At 74.3% G+C, this 19,527-nt stretch carries 19 protein-coding genes; 6 read left to right on the forward strand and 13 right to left on the reverse strand.

What is annotated here, in order from left to right:
* Positions 1 to 106 precede the first annotated feature (106 nt).
* Complete coding sequence (locus ACZ7LE_RS01415; protein ID WP_470401616.1) at positions 107 to 934, forward strand: sirohydrochlorin chelatase; 828 nt, start codon at positions 107 to 109, stop codon at positions 932 to 934.
* On the opposite strand, the gene ACZ7LE_RS01420 is transcribed toward ACZ7LE_RS01415, so the two are convergent.
* The 9 genes from ACZ7LE_RS01420 to ACZ7LE_RS01460 form a co-directional block, all read right to left on the reverse strand.
* Complete coding sequence (locus ACZ7LE_RS01420; RefSeq protein WP_470401617.1) at positions 935 to 1,867, reverse strand: 5'-3' exonuclease; 933 nt, start codon at positions 1,865 to 1,867, stop codon at positions 935 to 937.
* Positions 1,868 to 1,918: 51 nt separating this feature from the next.
* Positions 1,919 to 2,098, reverse strand: coding sequence for a hypothetical protein (locus tag ACZ7LE_RS01425; RefSeq protein WP_470401618.1), 180 nt, complete (start codon positions 2,096 to 2,098; stop codon positions 1,919 to 1,921).
* 32 nt (positions 2,099 to 2,130) lie between these two features.
* Complete coding sequence (locus ACZ7LE_RS01430; protein ID WP_470401619.1) at positions 2,131 to 2,526, reverse strand: fluoride efflux transporter FluC; 396 nt, start codon at positions 2,524 to 2,526, stop codon at positions 2,131 to 2,133.
* Positions 2,527 to 2,531: 5 nt separating this feature from the next.
* The gene (locus ACZ7LE_RS01435) at positions 2,532 to 2,999 is read right to left on the reverse strand and encodes a fluoride efflux transporter FluC (protein WP_470401620.1); all 468 of its coding nucleotides are present in this window, start codon (positions 2,997 to 2,999) and stop codon (positions 2,532 to 2,534) included.
* A gap of 50 nt (positions 3,000 to 3,049) precedes the next feature.
* Positions 3,050 to 3,511 (reverse strand): universal stress protein, encoded by a 462-nt coding sequence (locus tag ACZ7LE_RS01440; protein ID WP_377231197.1) that lies wholly within the window; start codon positions 3,509 to 3,511, stop codon positions 3,050 to 3,052.
* A 203-nt stretch (positions 3,512 to 3,714) separates the two neighbouring features.
* On the reverse strand, positions 3,715 to 4,740 hold the full coding sequence (locus ACZ7LE_RS01445; RefSeq protein ID WP_470401621.1) for a sigma-70 family RNA polymerase sigma factor: 1,026 nt from the start codon (positions 4,738 to 4,740) through the stop codon (positions 3,715 to 3,717).
* 72 nt (positions 4,741 to 4,812) lie between these two features.
* Positions 4,813 to 7,011 (reverse strand): SpoIIE family protein phosphatase, encoded by a 2,199-nt coding sequence (locus ACZ7LE_RS01450; protein WP_470401622.1) that lies wholly within the window; start codon positions 7,009 to 7,011, stop codon positions 4,813 to 4,815.
* Positions 7,012 to 7,101: 90 nt separating this feature from the next.
* Positions 7,102 to 10,122 (reverse strand): helix-turn-helix transcriptional regulator, encoded by a 3,021-nt coding sequence (locus ACZ7LE_RS01455; protein WP_470401623.1) that lies wholly within the window; start codon positions 10,120 to 10,122, stop codon positions 7,102 to 7,104.
* Positions 10,123 to 10,217: 95 nt separating this feature from the next.
* On the reverse strand, positions 10,218 to 10,427 hold the full coding sequence (locus tag ACZ7LE_RS01460; RefSeq protein ID WP_470401624.1) for a hypothetical protein: 210 nt from the start codon (positions 10,425 to 10,427) through the stop codon (positions 10,218 to 10,220).
* A gap of 385 nt (positions 10,428 to 10,812) precedes the next feature.
* Between ACZ7LE_RS01460 and ACZ7LE_RS01465 the strand changes: the two genes are divergently transcribed.
* The 5 genes from ACZ7LE_RS01465 (at position 10,813) to ACZ7LE_RS01485 (ending at position 15,849) form a co-directional block, all read left to right on the forward strand.
* Positions 10,813 to 11,481, forward strand: coding sequence for a hypothetical protein (locus ACZ7LE_RS01465; RefSeq protein ID WP_470401625.1), 669 nt, complete (start codon positions 10,813 to 10,815; stop codon positions 11,479 to 11,481).
* A gap of 186 nt (positions 11,482 to 11,667) precedes the next feature.
* Entirely contained in the window at positions 11,668 to 12,039 is a 372-nt protein-coding gene (locus ACZ7LE_RS01470) for a YciI family protein (protein WP_470401626.1), read from the forward strand.
* A complete protein-coding gene (locus ACZ7LE_RS01475) occupies positions 12,027 to 13,289 on the forward strand; it encodes an RNA polymerase sigma factor (RefSeq protein WP_470401627.1) in 1,263 nt (420 codons plus the stop codon). Before ACZ7LE_RS01470 ends, ACZ7LE_RS01475 begins: the two co-directional genes overlap by 13 nt.
* A 146-nt stretch (positions 13,290 to 13,435) precedes the next feature.
* The gene (locus tag ACZ7LE_RS01480) at positions 13,436 to 13,621 is read left to right on the forward strand and encodes a hypothetical protein (protein ID WP_470401628.1); all 186 of its coding nucleotides are present in this window, start codon (positions 13,436 to 13,438) and stop codon (positions 13,619 to 13,621) included.
* A gap of 104 nt (positions 13,622 to 13,725) precedes the next feature.
* Positions 13,726 to 15,849, forward strand: a complete 2,124-nt coding sequence (locus ACZ7LE_RS01485) for a penicillin-binding transpeptidase domain-containing protein (RefSeq protein ID WP_470401629.1) — start codon at positions 13,726 to 13,728, stop codon at positions 15,847 to 15,849.
* Positions 15,850 to 15,993: 144 nt separating this feature from the next.
* On the opposite strand, the gene ACZ7LE_RS01490 is transcribed toward ACZ7LE_RS01485, so the two are convergent.
* The 4 genes from ACZ7LE_RS01490 to ACZ7LE_RS01505 form a co-directional block, all read right to left on the reverse strand.
* Positions 15,994 to 16,461, reverse strand: coding sequence for a hypothetical protein (locus tag ACZ7LE_RS01490; RefSeq protein ID WP_470401630.1), 468 nt, complete (start codon positions 16,459 to 16,461; stop codon positions 15,994 to 15,996).
* Between the two features lie 165 nt (positions 16,462 to 16,626).
* Positions 16,627 to 17,037, reverse strand: a complete 411-nt coding sequence (locus tag ACZ7LE_RS01495) for an SHOCT domain-containing protein (protein WP_470401631.1) — start codon at positions 17,035 to 17,037, stop codon at positions 16,627 to 16,629.
* Positions 17,038 to 17,134: 97 nt separating this feature from the next.
* Positions 17,135 to 17,848 carry a response regulator gene (locus ACZ7LE_RS01500; protein ID WP_470401632.1) on the reverse strand — a complete coding sequence of 238 codons (714 nt, stop codon included), beginning with the start codon at positions 17,846 to 17,848 and terminating at the stop codon, positions 17,135 to 17,137.
* Complete coding sequence (locus ACZ7LE_RS01505) at positions 17,845 to 19,410, reverse strand: sensor histidine kinase (protein ID WP_470401633.1); 1,566 nt, start codon at positions 19,408 to 19,410, stop codon at positions 17,845 to 17,847. The genes ACZ7LE_RS01500 and ACZ7LE_RS01505 overlap by 4 nt, the downstream gene beginning before the upstream one ends.
* Positions 19,411 to 19,527 lie beyond the last annotated feature (117 nt).

Raw genomic sequence — 19,527 nt, forward strand, 5'->3', positions numbered from 1 at the left:
CGAGTTCGGTCGGTTGCTTCGAGATCGTTCGGTCGATTGACCGGTCTCGAGGCAACCGACCGAAGTCGGCACGGCTCGTGATGGGTGAGGACCACAGGGAGAGAGCATGAGCGCGACCTTGATCGGCACGTCCCACGGAACCGACGACCCCGCGGGTCAGGCGGCCGTACGCGCGCTGCTCGACGGCGTCCGCGTCGCCCGGCCTGGGTTCGACGTGCGCGAGGCGTTCGTGGACGTGCAGCAGCCGGAGGTCGGCGACGTGCTCGCCGAGGCGGTGCGGGATGCTGTCGGCACCGGCGGTGCGTCGGGCGTCGACGAGGCAGTTGCCGGTGAGGCCGGTGCTGCTGACGTCGCCGGCGAGGAGTCGCCGGGGCTGTCCGCCGTCGTCGTGCCGCTGCTGCTGTCCACCGGGTACCACGTGCGGCACGACATCGCGCAGGCCGTCGCCGTCGTCAACGCGGCCGGCGCGGGGACGGCGGTCGCCGCCGACCCGCTCGGTCCGCACCCGTTGCTGGTCGACATCCTGGCCGACCGGTTCGCGGCCGCCGAGGCGGCGCACGGCCCGTTCCGGCCGGACGACGCAGTGGTCCTCGCCGCGGCCGGGTCCTCGGTGGCGGCCGCGGCGACGGCGGTCGAGGAGGTCACGAGCGCGCTGGCCCAGCGCCTCGGCCGACCGGTCACACCGTCGTACGGCGCGGGCGCGGAGCCGCGCGTCCCGGACGCGGTGGCCGCCGCCCGCGCGGGCACGCCTGGCTCCGGCCGCGTCATCGTCGTGTCCTACCTGCTCGCCCCCGGCTACTTCCTGGACCGGGTGCTGGAGGCGGGCGCGGACGTCGTGACCGACCCGGTCGCCGGTCCGGCCGGGGCCGACAAGCCCGACCCGCGACTGGTCCAGGTGGTGCTGGACCGCTACGACGCGGCCGTCAGCGTCTGATCACGCCCAGCCGAACGCCGTGCGGACGCGGTCGACGCTGGAGCGCAGACCCCACTGCGCGGTGAGCGCCTCCAGCGCCTCGGGGTCGGCGGGCGCCTTCGGGACCGCCGGGTCGAACACGGGCAGGGGAGCGTCCCGCGCCACCTGCACCACGACGGGCGCGACCTTCAGGTACTCGTCGGCCTCCAGCAGGCGACGGCGCTGAGTGGTGGTGAGTCCCTTGTCCCCGGCGTCCCGCGCCGCGAGGATTCCCGCGAGCGTGCCGTACTGGGCGAGCAGCTTGGCCGCGGTCTTCTCGCCGACTCCCGGCACGCCGGGCAGGCCGTCGCTCGGGTCGCCCCGGAGCGTCGCCATGTCGGCGTAGGCCTGCCCCGAGGCGACGCCGTACTTCTCGGCCAGCCGCTCCTCGTCCACGACGTCGGGGTCGCGGATACCGCGCGCGGGGTACAGGACACGCACCCCGGCGGCGTCGTCGACGAGCTGGAACAGGTCGCGGTCGCCCGTGACGATGTCCACCGGCCCGGCGCCCTGCTCGACCGCCCGGGCGGTCAGCGTGCCGATGACGTCGTCGGCCTCGTAGCCGGGCACGCCGACGCGCGCGATGCCGAGCGCCGCCAGCACGTCCACGATGACCGGCACCTGCGCGAGCAGCGTCTCGGGCACCTCCTCGATGCCGGTGGTGCCGGGTACTTCCTGCGCGACACGGTGGGCCTTGTAGCTGGGGATCGCCTCGACGCGGAAGGCGGGCCGCCAGTCGTCGTCCCAGCACGCGACCATGCGGTCGGGGCCGTGCGTCGTGGCGAGCCACGCGATGGTGTCCAGCAGGCCGCGGACGGCGTTCACGGGCACGCCGCTGGGTGCGCGCAGCGAGTCGGGCACGCCGAAGAACGCGCGGAAGTACAGCGAGGCGGAGTCGAGGAGCATGAGGCTCATGCAGCGAAGCCTGCCACGCACCACCGACACGCCGCCCGACGACGCTCGGGCTCACCACCCGTCGGTGTCGAGCACCTGGAGGTGCAGGCGGACCCGCTCGGCGAAACCAGGACAGCCTGCCGCCTTGAGCGGCCGACAGAGGTCGGCCTCGCCGCGGGACTGCCAGAAGTGTCGGGCCTGTCGTTCCGCGACCTGCCGGACGGTCTCCGGCGACGTGTCGTCGAGGAGCACGAAGAAAGCGTCCGCGTCGAGGACGTCGTTGGTCAGACGAACATGCCGCCCACCGCCACGCCCGCGCTCGCCGCGAGCACCGTCACCAGCAGCGTGCCCAGGGTGTTCGTCAGTGCGAGCCGGAGCCGGCCGGACTGGGCCAGGCGCACGGACTCCATCGTGGCCGTGGAGAAGGTGGTGTAGCCGCCGCACAGGCCCGTGGTCAGGGAGAACTGCACCAGCTGCGCGACGTCGGTGGACACCCCGTACCAGGTGAGCGTGTGGAACAGGGTCGAGAAGACGCCGATCAGGAACGAGCCGGTCACGTTCACCACGAACGTGCCCCACGGGAACCCGCCGTTGTGCCGGGCCTTGACCTCGCCGTCGACCACGAACCGGGCGGCGGCGCCGAGGCCGCCGCCGACGGCCACGAGGAGCAGTGCGAGCACCGCCGTCACCTGCCCTTCCGGCGCCGGTCGGCGCGTGCCGCCAGCGCGATCCCGGCGAGGCATGTCGCCGTGCCGCCCGCAAGGGTGAGCGTCACGTACAGGAGTGCGAGCCAAGGCATCCCCTGGCCGACCAGCGTCTGGACCTCCAGGGCGAGCGCGGAGTAGGTGGTGAACCCGCCCAGCACGCCTGTGCCGATCCCGAGGCGGATCTTGCGGCGCCGGACGGTCTCCCGGCCGCGGCGCGCCAGGGCTTCCAGGAGGTAGCCCAGGGCGAACGCGCCGACGAGGTTCACGACGAGGGTCCCGATCGGGAACCAGATGATCGTGTAGCCGGCGGCCGGGAACAGGTAGGTCAGGGGCGTCAGCAGGATCCCGGACCACTTGCTGACGAGATACCGCGCGACCGAACCGCCCGCGCCACCGAGCGCCACCAGGCCGACGTACCGCCAGTCGCGGTGCGGTGCTCGTGTCACGCGGTGTGTTCCCTCGTGGAGGCTCGACAGGTCTGGGACGAACCTACCGCTCACGGGGCCGACATCGTCTCGGGGAGCACCAGGACGGGGCGCGACTGGTTGTGGATGAGCCGCCCTGCCACCGTCCCGCTCACGAGGCTGGTGGTCCAGCCGCGCAGGCCCGAGCGGTGGGCGCCGACGACGATCATCGCCGCCCCTACCTCGTCGGCCACCCGGCCCAGCTCGGCCGCCGGGTCGCCGGCTCCGCGCCGCGCGCACCAGGGGAGGCCGACGTCGGCCATCGCCCGGTTCAGCCCGGCCAGGACGTCGGCCCCGTACGCGTCGGAGGGCACGGCGATGTCCGGATCCACCGACACGGTGAATCCCCGGGAGTTCGAGACGGCTGTCTCGTCGACCCACACGCACACGAGCTCGATCAGGCTTCCACCCAGCGACTGGACGAGCGACGCTGCCCGCCGAGCCAGGTCCGGGTGCTTGTGGTCCACGCCGACCACCACGGATCGCACAGTCACCCTGAAGAGGGTATTGCCAAGACCCCAGGCTCCACCATCTGTCGACTGAGCCTGCGGTTCCGCTCCGGGCGGGTGCCTCGTTCCTCGGCCCTCACCTTGCGCTGCACCTCCGGCTCAGGCCCTACCTGTATCGGCTGAGCCTGCGGTTCCGCTCCGGGCGGGTGCCTCGTTCCTCGGCCCCCACCCTGCGCTGCACCTCCGGCTCAGTCGAGGTGGTCCGGCAGGCCGAATCGGGGGAACCACTTCTCCGTGTCGATGAAAGTGGTGATGCCGGTGATGTGCTTGCCGTCGTTCTCCAGCACCACGATCCCCCAGGGGTAGTGCCCACCCTTCGGGTCCACCCGGTACTGCGCGAACCCGGGGGTGCCGTTGACGTGGATCGGCATGCAGCGCGAACCCTCGCACCCGTTGCCGGGCCCGGTCATCCATGCCTGGATGTTCTCGATGCCCTCCAGCCACATCGCGTACGGCGGCATGTTCATCACCGCGTCCTCGCGCAGGAGGTTGGCCAGCGCGGTCATGTCGTAGCGCTCGAACGCCGCAACGTACCGCTCCAGGAGCTCGGTCTCGTCGGCCGAGGCGGCATGCTCCGGCAGCTCCGAGGTGCCGGACCGGTCAGGGGCCTTCTCGGCGAGCGTGGCACGCGCCCGCTGGAGCGCGCTGTTCACCGAAGCCACCGAGGTGTCGAGCAGCGTGGCCACCTCTGCTGCGGGCCAGCGCAGCACCTCGCGCAGGATCAGCACGGCGCGCTGCTTGGCCGGCAGGTGCTGCAGCGCCGCGACGAACGCGAGCCGCACCGACTCCCGCGCGACGGCCGTGTCCGCGGGGTCGCTCGCGCCGGGGAGCACGTGCTCGGTCGGGACCGGCTCCACCCACGCGTACTCGGGCAGCACCATCGTCAGGCTCTCCTCGACCGGGTCGGCCGCGGCGCCGAGGCCCATCGGGCGCTCCCGCTTGGCGCGGCTCGAACCGAGCTGGTCGAAGCAGACGTTGGTGGCGATCCGGTACAGCCACGTGCGGAGCGAGGAACGGCCCTCGAACCGGTCGTACGAACGCCACGCGCGCAGCAGGGTCTCCTGCACGGCGTCGTCGGCGTCGAAGGTGCCGCCCAGCAGGCGGTAGCAGTATCCGGTCAGCTCGCGGCGGTACACCTCGAGCTGAGCGGAGAGCTCGGCCCCGGCCAGGTCCTCACCGGTGCTCTGCGTGGGTCGTGACGCTGTCTGTGCCATAGCTCACACCGTACGCGGAGCCACTGACACGCTCTCGTGGATTCGACCGTCGCCGAAGTCCTGGGACCAAGTTCACCCGAGGTCGAGCTCGAACCAGACCGTCTTGCCCGTCCGCCGGCCCTCCCGAGCCGGGCCGCGCCGGTGGCTCGGGCGGGGCGCCCCGCCGTGCCGGTCCACGCCCCACCGGGACGCGAGCCGTTCGAGGAACTGCACGCCGCGGCCACCGAACTCGGTGACCGCCGGGTCACGCAGCTCGGGCTGCACGGTCGACGAGTCGCGCACCCCCACCCGCAGCCGGTCCAGGTCCACCTCGACCGTGGCGGTGAACGGCGCCTGCCCGTGGTCGACGGCGTTGGTCAGCACCTCCGACGTCAGCAGCATCACCGTGCGGCGCAGCGGCATCGGCACGCCGCAGCTCTCCAGCACGTCGTCCACCCAGATGCGCGCCGGGCCGACGTCGAGCAGCGACGGGGCGAGCTTGCGCTCCGCCGTGGCGGGGCGTCCGGGGGACGGCGGGCCGGACGGCGCCGTCGCCCGGACGCGGACGGCGAGCACGGCGACGTCGTCCCGCTGGTCGTCCGAGGCGAGGCGGCGCACGAGGGTGACGGGCAGCGCCGCGGTGGCCGTGTCGCCGAGCGCGCCGAGCGTCTTCTGCAGGCGGTTCAGCCACTGGTCGGGCGTGGTGCCGCGCTGCTCGGCGAGGCCGTCCGTGTACAGCAGGAGAGTGTCGCCGGGGCGCAGCGTCGTGACGTGGTCGGTGCGTTTGGACGTGGGCCGCACGCCGAGCATCATGTCCGGGAGCACCGAGAGGCGTTCGACCGTGCCGTCCTCGCGGAGCACGAGCGGCGGCGGGTGCCCGGCGGTCGACCAGGTGAGCTGGTACGCCCCGGCGACCCGCTCCAGCCGGGCCACCACCGCCGTCCCGCTGGCGAGCAGCCCCAGCCCGGAGTTGGCCTTGTCCAGCAGCGACAGCAGGGCCGACGGCGACTCGTCGTGGCTCCACGCGAATGCGCGCAGCAGCGACCTGAGCTGGCCCATCTTCGCCGCGGCGCGCATGTCGTGACCGGTCACGTCGCCGATCATGAACATGGTCGCGTCGTCGTCCACCGCCACGGCGTCGTACCAGTCGCCGCCGATCTGGTCGGAGCGTGTGGCCGGCGAGTAGGTCGCCGCCATGTCGAGGTGCGGTACCTCGGGCAGCCGGCTGAGCATCGCCCGCTGCAGGGTCTTGGCGGACTCGCGCCGCTCCTCCAGGAGCCGGGCCCGCTCCAGCGCGTGACCCGTGTAGTGGGCGAGTCCGGTCTGGAGCGCGTAGGAGTCCTGGTCGGGCCCGCGGTCGCGCTCCCAGGCCAGCATGATGACGGCGACCACGGCGCCGGCCGTCACCACGGGCAGGTAGGCGCGGGCCCCGACCTCCGGGTCGCAGAGCTCCTCCGAGCCCGGGAACGCCGTGAACATCTCGTCGGCCGACCGGAAGAACAGGGGTCGGCCCGTGCGGGCCGCCTCGGCCAGGGGCCGCTGCTCGTCGAGCTTGGTCTGCCGGAGCCGCTGGGGGAACTGCGGCTCGGCGTGGACGAGGGACCGGTAGGTGATGCCGCGCCCGTCGGCGTCCGCGAGGGCGAACGCGCAGTACCGCGCGCCGATCCCCGCGGTACCGACCTCCACGATGACCTCCTCGACCTGGTCCATCGTGTTGGCGTTCGCGAAGGCCTCGCTCAGGGAGAGCAGGAAGCGGCTGCGCCGGTTCGCCCGGACGGCGGTCTCCTGGATGCGGCGGGCGCGCTCCCGCTCGGCGCGCAGGCGCAGCTCGGCGGTGCAGGCCGCGGCGAGGTCGGCGAGGGAGTCCAGGTCGTCCTGCGACCACTCGCGGGGCTGGTCGTCCACGGCGCACAGCGCGCCGACGGCGCGCCCGCGCAGGTCGAAGACGGGATAGCCGGCGAGGGCGACCAGGCCCATCTCCCGGACCAGGTAGTTGTCGCACAGCAGCGGGTCGGCACGGGCATCCACCGTGACGACCGGCTCGCCGCGGGCCGTGATGACGTTGGTCAGCGTGCCCGGGTGCTGCAGCAGCCGGTTGGACTGCATCGGCTCCGGTACCCCGGACGCTCCCGCGAGGACCTGTCCCTCCCGGACCACGAAGTAGACGACGGCGGCCGGGACCCGCAGATGCCGCCGCACCAGGCGAGCGAACCGGTCAAAGGCCTCATCCGCTGTGGGAGCAGCGAGACCGACGTGCTCGAGGTCTCGCAGCGCCTGGAGGTCCGTCGGCATCCCATCAGTATTGCGAGAGAAGGACGCGTGCGCGACAGATGTACCGGATGTGTCCCTTTTGCGCCGGGCAGGTAGCCTGCCCGTTCCCGGTCATACCTCCAGCAGACCGCGCTGGTGAGCGAGGCTCACGGCCTCCGCCCGGCCCGAGGCGCCGAGCTTCGCGAGCAGGTTGGACACGTGCACGCTCACCGTCTTGGTCGAGATGAACAGGCGCTCGCCGATCTGTCGGTTGGACAACCCCTGCGCGACCAGGCCGAGCACCTCCTCCTCGCGCTCCGTGAGGGTCGACGCCGTCGCCCGGCGGACCCCCGGCAGGTCGAGCCGCGCCCGCCGGGCGAGTGCCCGGACGGCGTCGGCCAGGGGCTGCGCGCCCATGTCCTCCGCGGCGGAGAGCGCCTCGGCCGCCTCGACCTCCGCGGCCTGCCGCTCACCAGCGCCGAGCAGGGCCTCGGCCCACCGGTAGCGTGAGCGCGCCACCTCGTAGCGGTACCCGAAGCCGAAGGCGTTCACGGTGTCCTGCCAGCTCGCGGCGGCCTCCCGCCACAGGTCCGCGGCCGCCCGCTCACCGCTGTCGACTCCCGCGGTGCTGCCCACGATCGCGTGCAGCCGGGCGTTCTCGGCGGCCGCCCGCTGGAGCCAGGCCCGCCCCTCGGGGCCCAGCACGCCGCCGCGCGGACGTCCCCGCTGCGCCGTCTCCCGGGCGATCGCCAGGAGTGAGTCCCCGCTGTCGAGACGTTCGGCCGCGCGCGTCTCCACGGCGGTGGCGGCGGCCGAGCCGGGGGCGCCCGCGCGGCCTGCCGACCGGTCGGCCTGCGCCGCGTCGGCCAGGGCCGCGATCGCCAGCGCGGACAGCCAGATCCGGCCGAGGAACACCTCGGTCCACACCTCGCCCAGGTGGTCGGTGATGCGTACCGCCAGCGCCGCGGCGTCGTCGTACCGGCCCGCCCAGGTCAAGGCGTCGACCAGGCTGCCGCCGCCGATCAACGCGATCTGGCCGTCGCTCTGCCAGTGGTCGAAGAGAGCCTCGCCGCGCGAGATGGCGTCGGCGTCGCCGCGCGCCACCGCCGCGTACATCTGGGTGGCCTCCAGGACGTGCTGGTGCGTGGCGGGCACCCCGCCGGCGGGCCGCGGCGACAGGTCGCCGCGGAAGTAGAGCATGACCTCCTGCAGGATCCGGAGGTTGACGGTCGGCGTGCTCCAGGCCAGCCCGAGCTCCTCGGCCCGGGCGAGCGCGTGCTCCACCCGCTGCTGGGCGGCCTCGAGCTCGCCCGCGTAGAACCGGTTCGCCGTGGCGTTGTAGAGCGTGCGCATCTCCGTGAGCACGTCCCCGGCCTCGGTCGCCGCCGTGCGGGCCTCGTCGAGGAGCGCCGCCGCCCGGTCCGGGTCGGCCACGTCGAGCACGGCGAGGGTCGAGAGCGCCGCGGCGAGGGCGCCGGGCTGCCCGACGGACCGGGCCTCCTCGATGGCGCACTCGGCGTGCCCGCGGGCGTCGTCGTCCAGGTCGATGATCATCGTGACCCGGGCCAGCAGCGCGTTGGTCCAGATCCGCTCGGGGCTGCGCTCGGGCAGCATCTCGAGGGCCGTCCGGAGGTCCTCGATCGCGGCCTCGACCTGGCCGGGCACCTCGTCCCAGGTCGGCAGGTCGAGGTACCGGTGCACGAGCACGTGGCGCAGCCCGGCCCGGCGCACCGGGTCGGCGGCCCCGTCGACCGCACGCTGCGTCAGCTTGACCGCGCGCATCGGGTCGCCGGCGCGCGCGGCGGCCTCGCCCGCCGCGACCGCGACGTCGACCCGGTCGCGGCCGATCCGCTCCTCGGCGTCCGGCACGGACTCCCACAGGGCGAGGACCTGCTCCCAGTGCCTGAGCTCCTCCTCGGGGGCGAGCAGCCGGCGCGCCCGCAGGGCGGCGTCGCGCGACGCGGTCAGCGCCGCGGGCAGGTCGTGGCCCTCGTAGGCGTGGTGGGCACGCTCGGCCGCGCTGCCGATCGGCATGCCGTCGGGCCCGTCCTGCGCGATCACCGCGAGGTAGGCACGGTGCACCGACGACCGCTCGCCGGGCAGCAGGTCGGCGTACAGGGCCTCCGCGAGCAGCGCGTGCCGGAACTCCAGGTGGACGCCGGAGACCACCAGCACCTGCTGGGTGACGGCCTCGCGCAGCGCGGCGTCGACGTCGTGCGCGCCCCAGCGGGCGGCCGCGGCCCGCAGCAGCTCCTCTCGCACGCGGCGACCGGCGACCGACGCGATGCGCAGCACCTGCTGCACCTCGGGGTCGAGCCGTTCCAGCCGGGTGCGCAGCACCTCGGTGAGCGTCCAGGGCAGGCTGGCGGAGTCCGGCCCGGCGTCCAGGAGCTCCTCCGCGAAGAAGGCGTTGCCCTCGGACCGGTCCAGCACGTCGGCGAACCCGGGGGCCGGCAGGGGCCGGCCGGCCAGGGCGGTGGTGAACTCGCGCAGCTCGTCCTCCGTGAACGGCTGCAGGTCGATCCGCTCCACGTGCTCCAGCCGGGACAGCTCGGCGAGCAGCGGGCGCAGCGGGTGCCGGCGGTCCACGTCGTCCGCCCGGTAGGTGACCACGAGCAGGACGTTCTCGGAACGGGCGCGGGCGGCGAGGAACCGCAGCACGTCGCGCGTCGACGCGTCGGCCCAGTGCGCGTCCTCGACGACGAGCACGAGGGGGCGCTCGGGCGCGCCGGCGACCGCCAGGCTGCGCGCGATGCCCTCGAAGAGCTGGAGCCGTTCGTCGTGGTCGGCGTCGGCGCTGCTGCCGGGCTCCAGGAGCCGCCACAGTGCCGGCCGCTCGGCGACGAGCTCGGTGACCCGCGCGGCCGCGTCGGGCCCCGCGGCCCCGGCCTGCAGCTGGGTGAGAGCCTCCGTGAAGGGGAGGTAGGGGATGCCGACCTGACCCAGGTCGACGCAGTGCACCACGACGGCGCTGGCTCCCGCCTGCTCCGCCGCCTGGGCGACGTGGCCGATCAGGCGGGTCTTGCCCACACCGGCGTCGCCGCCCACGAGCACGAGGCCCGGCCGGCCGGCCGAGGCGCGACCCACCGCCAGCAGGAGAGAGGCAACCTGCTCCTGCCGGGAGACCAGGGGGATCGTCGTAGACCGTCGCACCTGCACATCGTGCCACCGGTCACTGACAATCCCCCTGGCCTGGCCTTTCTCCGGTTCCGCCGAGCCGGCGCCCACGACGTCGGCGTCCACCGTCGTCACGCGAACAGGCCGTGCCGCTTGACGGGTGCGGGGCGCATGCCCGCGATGCCCTTCCTGATCTGCTCCGTGCGGTTCGCACGTGCGGCGCGCCGCTCCAGGCGGGCCGCACGGTCCGCCGCGGTCGGCCGCTTGCTGCGCCAGGCGTCCTTGGCCTGGGCCTGCCGGTACTCGATCTCCGCGTCCACCGCGGGTCCCCACAACGACATGATTCCTCCGATGTCCCCGGCGGGCCGTGTGCCCGTCCGGCTGATGAGGAAGACACTCGTCCTGAGTCGCAGGGCGGCGGATCGGGAGGTCGGCCAGTCCTGCCCGGCGGGGTACCTCAGCGCGGTGTCTGAGGTACCCCCGCGCGCGTCTGAGGTGGCCCTGAGGTGCCTCAGCACACCTCAGGGCCACCGGGACGTGCCTCGTCGGGCCCTCGAGATGCCCCGCGGGCCGGGCGGCGAGACACTGGGCGGGCGAGATTCAGGGAGTTCACAGCCCCACTATTGCGATCTACGTCACAGCAGACGCACACTGGAAGTAGCAGCGGACCCAATTCGGGGGTGGATCGTGACCGGAACCGAAGCTGGAACGTACGACATCTTGCCCATGCTGGGCCGTGGGAAGCACCGCAACCCCAAGAAGGGCGCGTGCTTCATGGAGCTCGCCTCCTTCCTCGCAGGCGAGAAGTGGAGCGACCATCCAGCCTGCACGCACCCGCTCATCGCGATGCTGGCGCGCGCGGTGAACGACCTGACGGCGGACCACGCCCGCCCGCAGCTCGCACCGCTCATCCCGTCGGTGATCGGCCTGACCAGCACCGACCCGCGCTGGGACGTGCGGATCGCGTTGCGCGCCGCGCAGACGGCGCTGCCGGTCTCGCCCGCCGACCGGCAGCAGACGCTCGCCGTCGCCGTCCTCGGCTCGGAGCGCATGCTCGACGTCCTGGAGGACCGTCCCGCAGGCACCCTCGCGCCGGAGAGCAAGGACGCGCTGGCGGCCGTACCCAAGACGGCGGCCTGGGCCGAGCGCTTCTGCGCCGGAACGAGCGTGCGGCCCAAGAGGTTCGTCCGGGACGCCGCGCCGAGCGTGGTCTCCACGGCGGTGCAGGGCATCTCGGAGGCGTTCGTGCCGGACGTCGACGCACGCCTGAGGGACCTGCTCGCAGCAACTATCGCCGATGCGCGCCGCTGGGCCGGGAACGCGGACGACGACGCCCGCACGCTCGACCCGCTGGCGTGGGGCCCGGTGGTCAAGGCGGCTCCGACAACTGCCTGACACACCTGGCCGGACAGGGGGAACCGGGTCGGGGCGCACCAGGGGGCGCCCCGACCCGAGTCATGTCCGGACGGTTTTCCGCGCAGGTCGAGCAAGTCCGCCACAGATCGTGCCGGGATCCTGTCGATCAGGCCGGGGGGAGATCGTCACCACCGTGTCAGACAGGCCCGACCGGAGGACAGAACCATGCGATACACGATCCTGCTGCACTACCCGGAGATGACGCCCGCGGAGCTCGGGCCCGGTGGCTGGGAAGAGGGCGAGCGCGAGTTCCAGGCCTACGCGACGGCGCTGGACCAGGCGGGGGTGCTGCTCTCGGCGGAGGTGCTCCAGCCGTCGTCGTCCACGACCACCGTCACCGTGCGCGACGGTGAGCTGCGGGTCCAGGACGGCCCCTTCGCCGACACGAAGGAGCAGCTCGGCGGCACCTTCGTCGTCGACGTGCCGGACCTCGACGCCGCGCTCGCCTGGGCGCAGAAGGCGCCGTCGGTCCAGTGGGGCACGGTGGAGGTGCGCCCCAGCGCCACCCACTACGAGAACGGCGCGTGGACGCGCTGACCGACCGCGCGGACGTGCAGGCCGCCGCCGAGGCGGCGGCCCGCACGTCGTACGGCCGCCTGCTGGCGCTGCTCGCTGCCCGCGACGGCGACATCCAGCGTGCCGAGGACGCCCTCGGTGAGGCCTTCGAGCGCGCCCTGCGGCACTGGCCCGACGACGGCGTGCCGCACAACCCCGACGGCTGGCTGCTCACCGTGGCCCGGAACCGGCTGCGCGACGTGTACCGCTCCGCCGCCCACCGCACCACCCTGCCGCCCGACGCCGGACCCGAGCCCACCGCACCGCCCGAGGACGTCGACCCCGACGCGATCGGGGACCGCCGGCTGGAGCTCATGTTCGTCTGCGCCCACCCCGCGGTCGAGGCGGGCATCCGCACCCCGCTGATGCTGCAGACCGTGCTCGGCGTGGAGGCGGCGGACATCGCGGCGGCGTTCGCCGTCCCCGCGCCCACGATGGCGCAGCGCCTGGTCCGGGCCAAGCGCCGCATCCGGGACGCGCGCATCCCGTTCCGCATCCCCGGCCGGGACGAGGCGCCCGACCGCCTGCCGCCGGTGCTGGAGGCGGTGTACGGCGCGTACGCCATCGACTGGCGCGGCGCCGCGCCCGAGGTGCGCGGATCGCTCACCGGCGACGCGCTCACGCTGGCCCTGCTCCTGGCCGACCTGCTGCCCGAGCCCGAGGTGCTCGGCCTGGCCGCCCTGCTCTGCTTCTCGCTGGCGCGCGCCGGCGCCCGCGGGGCCGACGGCGCCTTCGTACCGCTCGACGAGCAGGACGTCGCCCGTTGGGACGCCGGCCTGATCGAGCGCGGCGAGGCACTGCTCCGGCGGTCGCTCGCCGACCCGGCCTCGCCCGGGCAGCCCGCCGGCCCGCCCGGCCGGTTCCGCCTCGAGGCCGCGATCCAGTCCGTGCACTGCGCGCGGGCGCGCACCGGCCGCACCGACTGGCCCGCGCTCGTCACGCTGCACCGGGCGCTGCTCCGCGTCGCGCCGACGCTGGGCGGGCGGGTGGCGCTCGCGGCCGTCGTCGCCCGGGTCGACGGCGCGCCCGCGGGGCTGGCCGCGCTGGACGAGGTCGCGGCGGCGGAGCCGGCGTCGGGCCGGTTCCAGCCGCTGTGGGCGACCCGGGCGCACCTCCTGGCCGAGGCCGGCGACACCGCGGCCGCCCGGGCCGCCTACGACAAGGCGCGCTCGCTCACGACGGACCCGGCCCTGCGGGAGTTCCTGGCGTACCGGAGCAACGCCGTCGGGTGAGGCCGCCGGGTGAGGCCGCCGGGTGAGGTCGGCCACCCTGGTCCCGAAACCCGGATCCACGCCTCCCTACCAACGAAGCGAGCTCCTGGTTCGTCCTGTTCCACGAGGGGCGTCCATTCGAGGGGGCCTGAGAACGGGGACCGACCATGACGACCAGCACAGCGATGATCACCGGCAAGGATGTCGCGGCGGTCGAGCGCGATCTGCGGCGCATGGAGCTGCTCAACCGACGCGAGCACAGGATCCGCGCGGCCGGCCGGTCGGCCCCGATGACGTCCTACCTCACGCTCGCCACGCGCTCACGGGACCGCAGGCGGTACGCGGACGCGTGACGTCGGTGGGCGGGGCCGCAGATCCAGGGGGTTCGGCGGCCCTGCCTCATTTCACCCAGGAATTTACACGGAGCGATCCTGACCTGCCCCTTAGGCTCCTTGGCATGAGCGGACACTCTTCACCCCATCTGCCGGCGGACGGTCATGCGCCCGTCCCGCCCCCGCCAGGTGGGTACGACTCCGTGCCGCCCGCCGGCGGGCCTCCGCCACCGCCTCCCGCCACGCCGCCCGGCGTCCCGGTGTCCGGCGGCCAGCCCCCTGCCACCCCCCGGAAGAACGGGCGGCTGGCGCTGATCATCACCGTCGTGGTGGTCCTGCTCCTCGCGGCCGGCGCGGGGGTCTGGTACCTGCTGCGGCCGCCGCCGATCCCCGACCCGGAGTCCGCCGCGGAGCAGCTCGCGGCCGCGCTCCAGGCGGGTACGCCGGCCGAGTTCCCGCTGACCATGGAGACGTCGGCGTCGCCCAACGAGCAGTACGCCTCGGTGTTCGAGCAGCTCGTGGCCGCCGTCGGCGAGGATGCCGGCACCGTGGCGGTCAAGAGCGTGACCCCGCTCGAGGAGGGCGACGGCGGCACCGCGACCGCGACCGCGACGTTCGCCTGGACCTGGCCCGTGGCGACCGAGGAGGCCTGGGAGTACGAGACGGTCGCGCAGCTCACCTACCCGGGGGCGGCCGACGGCGAGGCCGGCGCCTGGGAGGCCGCCTGGAACCTCGGCGTGCTGGTCCCGGGCCTGGAGGCGGGTGAGCGGCTCGCGGTCGAGCGCACCGAGCCCGTGCGCGGCGACATCGTGACGACGAGCGGCGAGACCATCGTGGGGCTCACCCCCGTGCACCGCGTGGGTATCGACAAGACCCGCCCGGGCTGGGACACGGCTGCCGCCCAGCTCGGCACCGTGCTGGGCTTCGACCAGGCGACGACCGACGACATCGCCGCGCGGGTGCAGGCCGCGGGCGACAAGGCGTTCATCGACGTCATCACCATCCGTGACAACGACCCGGAGTACGATTTCGAGGCCGCGATGGCGATCCCCGGCGTGGTCGGGATCCCGGACGAGATCCCGCTCGCGCGGGACCGCGACTTCGCACGCGCGCTGCTCGGCACGGTCGGCGAGGCGACCCAGGAGATCGTCGACGAGTCGAAGGGCACGATCAAGGCCGGCGACATGGTGGGCCTGTCCGGCGTTCAGGCGGCGTACGACGAGCAGCTGCGCGGCGTGCCCGGCCTGGCGGTGACCATCGAGCCCGTCGACGACACGGCGGGCGGCGGGGGCCGCGAGGCCTTCACGATCGAGAAGAAGGACGGCGAACCCGTGGCCATCTCGCTCGACCCGGAGACGCAGCTGCGTGCCCAGGCCGCGCTCGCCGACTTCGGTGACCTGGCGAGCGCGATCGTCGCCATCAAGCCGTCCACCGGTGAGGTGCTCGCGGCGGCGTCGGGCCCGGGTTCGGAGGGGTTCAACACCGCGACCCTGGGACAGTACCCGCCGGGTTCCACCTTCAAGATCGCGACCTCGCTCGCGATGCTCCGCGCCGGGACGACGCCGGACTCGACGCTGCCCTGCACCGCCACGATCAACGTGGAGGGCCGCGAGTTCCAGAACGTGCCCGGGTACCCGCAGTCCGCGATGGGCGACGCGGTGCCGTTCCGGACCGTGTTCGCGAACTCGTGCAACACCGCCTTCATCTCGCAGCACCAGGCGATCTCGCAGCAGCAGCTGCACGACGCCGCGGCGTCGCTCGGCCTGGGCACCGAGCACACGGTCTCCTTCGGCGGTGCGGCGGCCTTCGGCGACGTGCCGACCGAGGCCTCGGGCACGGAGCACGCGGCGTCGATGATCGGCCAGGGTCAGGTGCTGGCCACCCCGCTCGCGATGGCGACCGTCGCGGCGAGCGTCTCCGCCGGCCACACGGTGTCACCGTGGCTGGTCGAGCCGACGGGCAAGGAGGCGGACGCCGAGCCGGCGGGCGACCTGACCGCGGACGAGGCGGCCACGCTGCGCGACCTCATGGGTGGCGTGGTGCAGGAGGGTTCGGCCGAGCTGCTGCAGGACGTCCCCGGGATCGTCGGCGCCAAGACGGGCACCGCCCAGTTCGGGGACGGCACCAAGGCGCACGTCTGGATGCTCGCGATCGCGAACGACCTGGCGGCGGTCGTGTTCATCGAGGAGGGCGAGCTCGGCTCGACCACCGCCGGACCGGTGATGCACGAGTTCCTCAAGGGGAGCTGATCCCTCGCGGGGAGCCGATCCCCGAGCGCGAACGACGGAGCGCCTGTCCGACGGTCCCCGGCGATTGCCGGGGACGGGTCGGGCAGGCGCTCTGTCGTGCGGCGTCGTGCCGGAGGCCGTCGTGCGGCCGGTGCGGGCGGGCGGTCAGCCCTTGAAGCCGGCCTCGGTGCACGTGGCCTTGTAGGACTCGATGGCGCTGGCGATGGCCGCCGGACGGGCGATCGAACCGCCGAGCGCCTGGTCGAACGGGGCGCGCACGGCCTCGAGGTGGGCGATGCTGACCTCGTCCGCCTTGCCGATGATCAGGCCGATGTTCGTGCTCACCTTCGTGGCGGTACCGGTCTGGTCCTCGTTGAGCGGGGAGGCGACGTCCATCGCCGCGGCCTGGATGCTCGACACGAGCGGCCCGGCGAAGAACGCGTTGCACGTCTCGACGATGTCGTACTCGCCGGTGCTGATGGGGGCCTCTGCCACGGGGGACGGGGCGACCTGCTCCACCTCGCCGCTGGAGGGCGTGAAGTCGTTGGCCATGTCCTCGAGGGCCCCGCATCCGGACAGCAGAAGCGCACTGGCGACCACGGCCACGGTCGCCCAGTTCTTCCTGGTGCTCACGATCTACATCCCTCACGTCATCGGGTCAGAAAAGTGCGGTTCGGCCGCACTCGCCCGCGAGTCTAGCGCCACGGCCACCACGGAAGGCCAGCGGTCCCGTGGCGGACGTCGGACGCTCAGGCCACGGGGCGGCCTGAGCGTCCGACAGGTGGTGGGAGCCGGCGGTCAGCGTCCGCCGTCCGCCGGGGGCTGGTCCTGCGGCCCGGGGGCCGCGGGCGGTGCGGGTTCCGCCGGCGGCGTCGGGCCGGAGCCCGGGCCGTAACCCTGACCGGAACCGGGGACGGGTCCGGCCGAGCGGAGCACGGCGAGCCGCGAGCGGTACTCGGCCTCGTCGATCTCGCCGCGGGCGAAGCGGTGGCCCAGGAGCGTGACCGGGTCGGCCCCGGCCGCCGTGTGCGCGGCCCACGGGCCGCCCCACCCGCCGCGTGCCCCGCGGCGCGCCCGGCGCGCGATCAGGAAGACCACGGTCGCGAACAGCAGGAACCACAGCAGCGGGAAGATGAAGAAGAACGGGCCGGGTCCGCCCCAGCCGTACTGCGGCCCGTGTGCGAGGACCTCTGTCGTCGCGGTGAGCATGTCGACCTCCAGCAGTCGGTTCGGCCGGTCGTTCCGGCCACACCACCAGGCTGCCGCCGTCCGGCGCCGGGGGCGTCAGTCCGGCGTACCTGCCGGGCTACCCCTCTGGTGCCGCCCGGCCCACGCCCTGTTGGTTGCCGGCTGCGCCTCCGGCCCAGCCGGGGCGGACGAGGCCCGCCTCGTACGCCAGCACCACGAGCTGCGCGCGGTCGCGGGAGCCGGTCTTCATGAGCACCCGGGAGACGTGCGTCTTCACGGTCGACTCCGACAGGTACAGCCGGCCCGCGATCTCGTCGTTGGCGAGGCCGCCGGCCACCTCGACGAGCACCTCGCGCTCCCGCGGCGTGAGGTCGGCGAGCGCGGGCACCGGTCGCACGGTCCGGGTCGCGTCGGCGACCTTGGCCAGCAGGCGCCGTGTCACCGTGGGGGAGAGCAGCGCGTTGCCCGACGCCGCGACCCGCACCGCGCGGACCAGCTCCGCGGGCTCGGTGTCCTTGACCAGGAAGCCGGACGCCCCGGCGCGGATCGCCTCCGTGACGTACTCGTCGAGCTCGAACGTCGTCACCACCACCACGTGCACGCCCGCCGCGCGGGGCTCCGCGATGATGCGACGGGTCGCCTCCAGCCCGTCCAGGCCGGGCATGCGGATGTCCATGAGCACCACCTGGGGCAGGTGCTCCAGGGTGAGCGCGACGGCGTCGTCGCCGGTCGCGGCCTGGGCCACGACGCGCATGTCGTCCTCGGAGTCGATCAGGGCGCGGAACCCACCGCGCACCAGGGCCTGGTCGTCGGCGAGCAGGACGTCGATCATGTGGTCTCCCCGGTCTCGCTTGCGTCGGACTGGTCGGCCTGGCTCCGCGGTGCGGTCCCCGCCGTGGGTGGTGGGTCCTCGGCGCGGGTCGGCCTGCTCGCGGCCTGGTCCGCCGCGGACGGCGTCCAGGGCCGGGGGGCGACCGGGAGCCGGGCCCGGACCGCCCAGCCGGGTCCGTCCGCCCGGGGGCCGGCCGTCAGGGTGCCGCCCGCGCCCTCGACGCGCTCGCGCATCCCGAGCAGCCCGTAGCCGGCCACGACCGGTTCCGCGCCGGCGGGCGCGCCGTCGTCGGACACCGTGACCTCGACGGCGTCGCCCCTGGTCACGCACAGCGTGACCCGGCGGGCGGACGGCGCGTGCCGCCGCACGTTGGTCAGCGACTCCTGGACCACCCGGTGCACGACGCCGGCGACGTGGTCGGGCAGGTCGTCCACGCCGGTGAGCTCGACGGTGACGTCGAGGCCCTCGGCGCGGGCCTGGTCGGCCAGCCGGCGCAGACCGGTGAGGTCCCAGGTGGGGGTCAGCGGCGCGGCGTCGTCCCACCGCGGTTCCGCGGCGGCGGTCGGGACGGCGGCGGGCCGGGCGGCGCCGACCACGCCGGCGGCGGTGAGCGGGCCGACGCCGTCGGGCGGGCCGGCGGGCTGCGTTCCCGAAGCGGACGGGGACGTCCCTTCGCGGACGATCCCGAGCACCGTGCGCACCTCGGCGAGCGCGTCCTTGCTGGTGTCGCGGATGTTGGTCAGCGCCTCGCGCGCCTGGCCGGGGTTCCGGTCGATCAGATGCAGGCCCACGCCGGCCTGGACGTTGATCGCGGACAGGGAGTGGGCGAGCACGTCGTGCAGCTCGCGCGCGATGCGCAGGCGTTCCGAGGCGACGGCGGTGCGCTCCCGTTCGGCGGCCGTCTCCAGGGCCGCCGCGCGGGCGGCCGCCCGACGTGCGATCCGGTCACGCGCCCCGCTCGCGATCAGCAGCACGACCGTGAGCCAGGCCGCCCCCGCGACGAGCGCCCCCGTGGTGAGGAACCACGAGCCGTCCGCACTGTCCCAGCCCGGGCCGTGGTACCCCGGCGGACCCCAGGTGCGGTCGGGCTGCATCGGGTTCTCGGTCAGGAACCGTCGGAGGCGCGGGGCGAGCAGCGTGGCGGCCACCCCCACCCCGCCGGAGAGCAGTGCGGCGCCGGACCACGCGACCAGCCGCGCGCGGCGCACCTCGCCGCTGAGCATCACGCCGGCCAGCACCGCGGCCGGGCCGAGGAACCCCGGCCCCCACGGGTATCCGGCCAGCAGGAACACGAGCGTGGCGGCGACGGACAGCACGGTCGCGAGGGCGGGACGGCGGGGCAGCAGGAACACCAGCGCCGCCGGAGACACCAGCAGCAGGAGCACACCGGCGAGGTCAAGGTCTGTGGCCCACGACTGGCCGCGCGACGCACCGAACGAGCCGAGGACGGAGGCGACCGCGACGGCGGCGCCCACGAGCACGCGCGGCCGGAGGCGGTCGAACGGCGCCGTGACCGGCGGGTCCGCGAGGGCGGCGTGGTTCGGACGGATGGTGCCCAGCATGCTCGCACGCTACGCCGGGCGGTGTGCCGCCGCGTCGCACCGCGGTACCGCCGCGTGTCCCCCTGCGGTACCGGGGGCTGCTGGTCGGGGGTGAGTGGTCGGCAGATTGGGCGGTCG

The sequence above is a fragment of the Promicromonospora sp. NPDC110617 genome (genome assembly GCF_055598465.1).

Excerpts from the sequence above, each read along its gene's own strand:
- ACZ7LE_RS01415 (WP_470401616.1), top strand. The coding sequence starts at position 107 with ATGAGCGCGACCTTGATCGGCACGTCCCACGGAACCGACGACCCCGCG.
- ACZ7LE_RS01420 (WP_470401617.1), bottom strand. The coding sequence starts at position 1,867 with ATGAGCCTCATGCTCCTCGACTCCGCCTCGCTGTACTTCCGCGCGTTC.
- ACZ7LE_RS01445 (WP_470401621.1), bottom strand. The coding sequence starts at position 4,740 with ATGGCACAGACAGCGTCACGACCCACGCAGAGCACCGGTGAGGACCTG.
- ACZ7LE_RS01450 (WP_470401622.1), bottom strand. The coding sequence starts at position 7,011 with ATGCCGACGGACCTCCAGGCGCTGCGAGACCTCGAGCACGTCGGTCTC.
- ACZ7LE_RS01460 (WP_470401624.1), bottom strand. The coding sequence starts at position 10,427 with ATGTCGTTGTGGGGACCCGCGGTGGACGCGGAGATCGAGTACCGGCAG.
- ACZ7LE_RS01465 (WP_470401625.1), top strand. The coding sequence starts at position 10,813 with ATGCTGGGCCGTGGGAAGCACCGCAACCCCAAGAAGGGCGCGTGCTTC.
- ACZ7LE_RS01470 (WP_470401626.1), top strand. The coding sequence starts at position 11,668 with ATGCGATACACGATCCTGCTGCACTACCCGGAGATGACGCCCGCGGAG.
- ACZ7LE_RS01480 (WP_470401628.1), top strand. The coding sequence starts at position 13,436 with ATGACGACCAGCACAGCGATGATCACCGGCAAGGATGTCGCGGCGGTC.
- ACZ7LE_RS01485 (WP_470401629.1), top strand. The coding sequence starts at position 13,726 with ATGAGCGGACACTCTTCACCCCATCTGCCGGCGGACGGTCATGCGCCC.
- ACZ7LE_RS01495 (WP_470401631.1), bottom strand. The coding sequence starts at position 17,037 with ATGCTCACCGCGACGACAGAGGTCCTCGCACACGGGCCGCAGTACGGC.
- ACZ7LE_RS01500 (WP_470401632.1), bottom strand. The coding sequence starts at position 17,848 with ATGATCGACGTCCTGCTCGCCGACGACCAGGCCCTGGTGCGCGGTGGG.
- ACZ7LE_RS01505 (WP_470401633.1), bottom strand. The coding sequence starts at position 19,410 with ATGCTGGGCACCATCCGTCCGAACCACGCCGCCCTCGCGGACCCGCCG.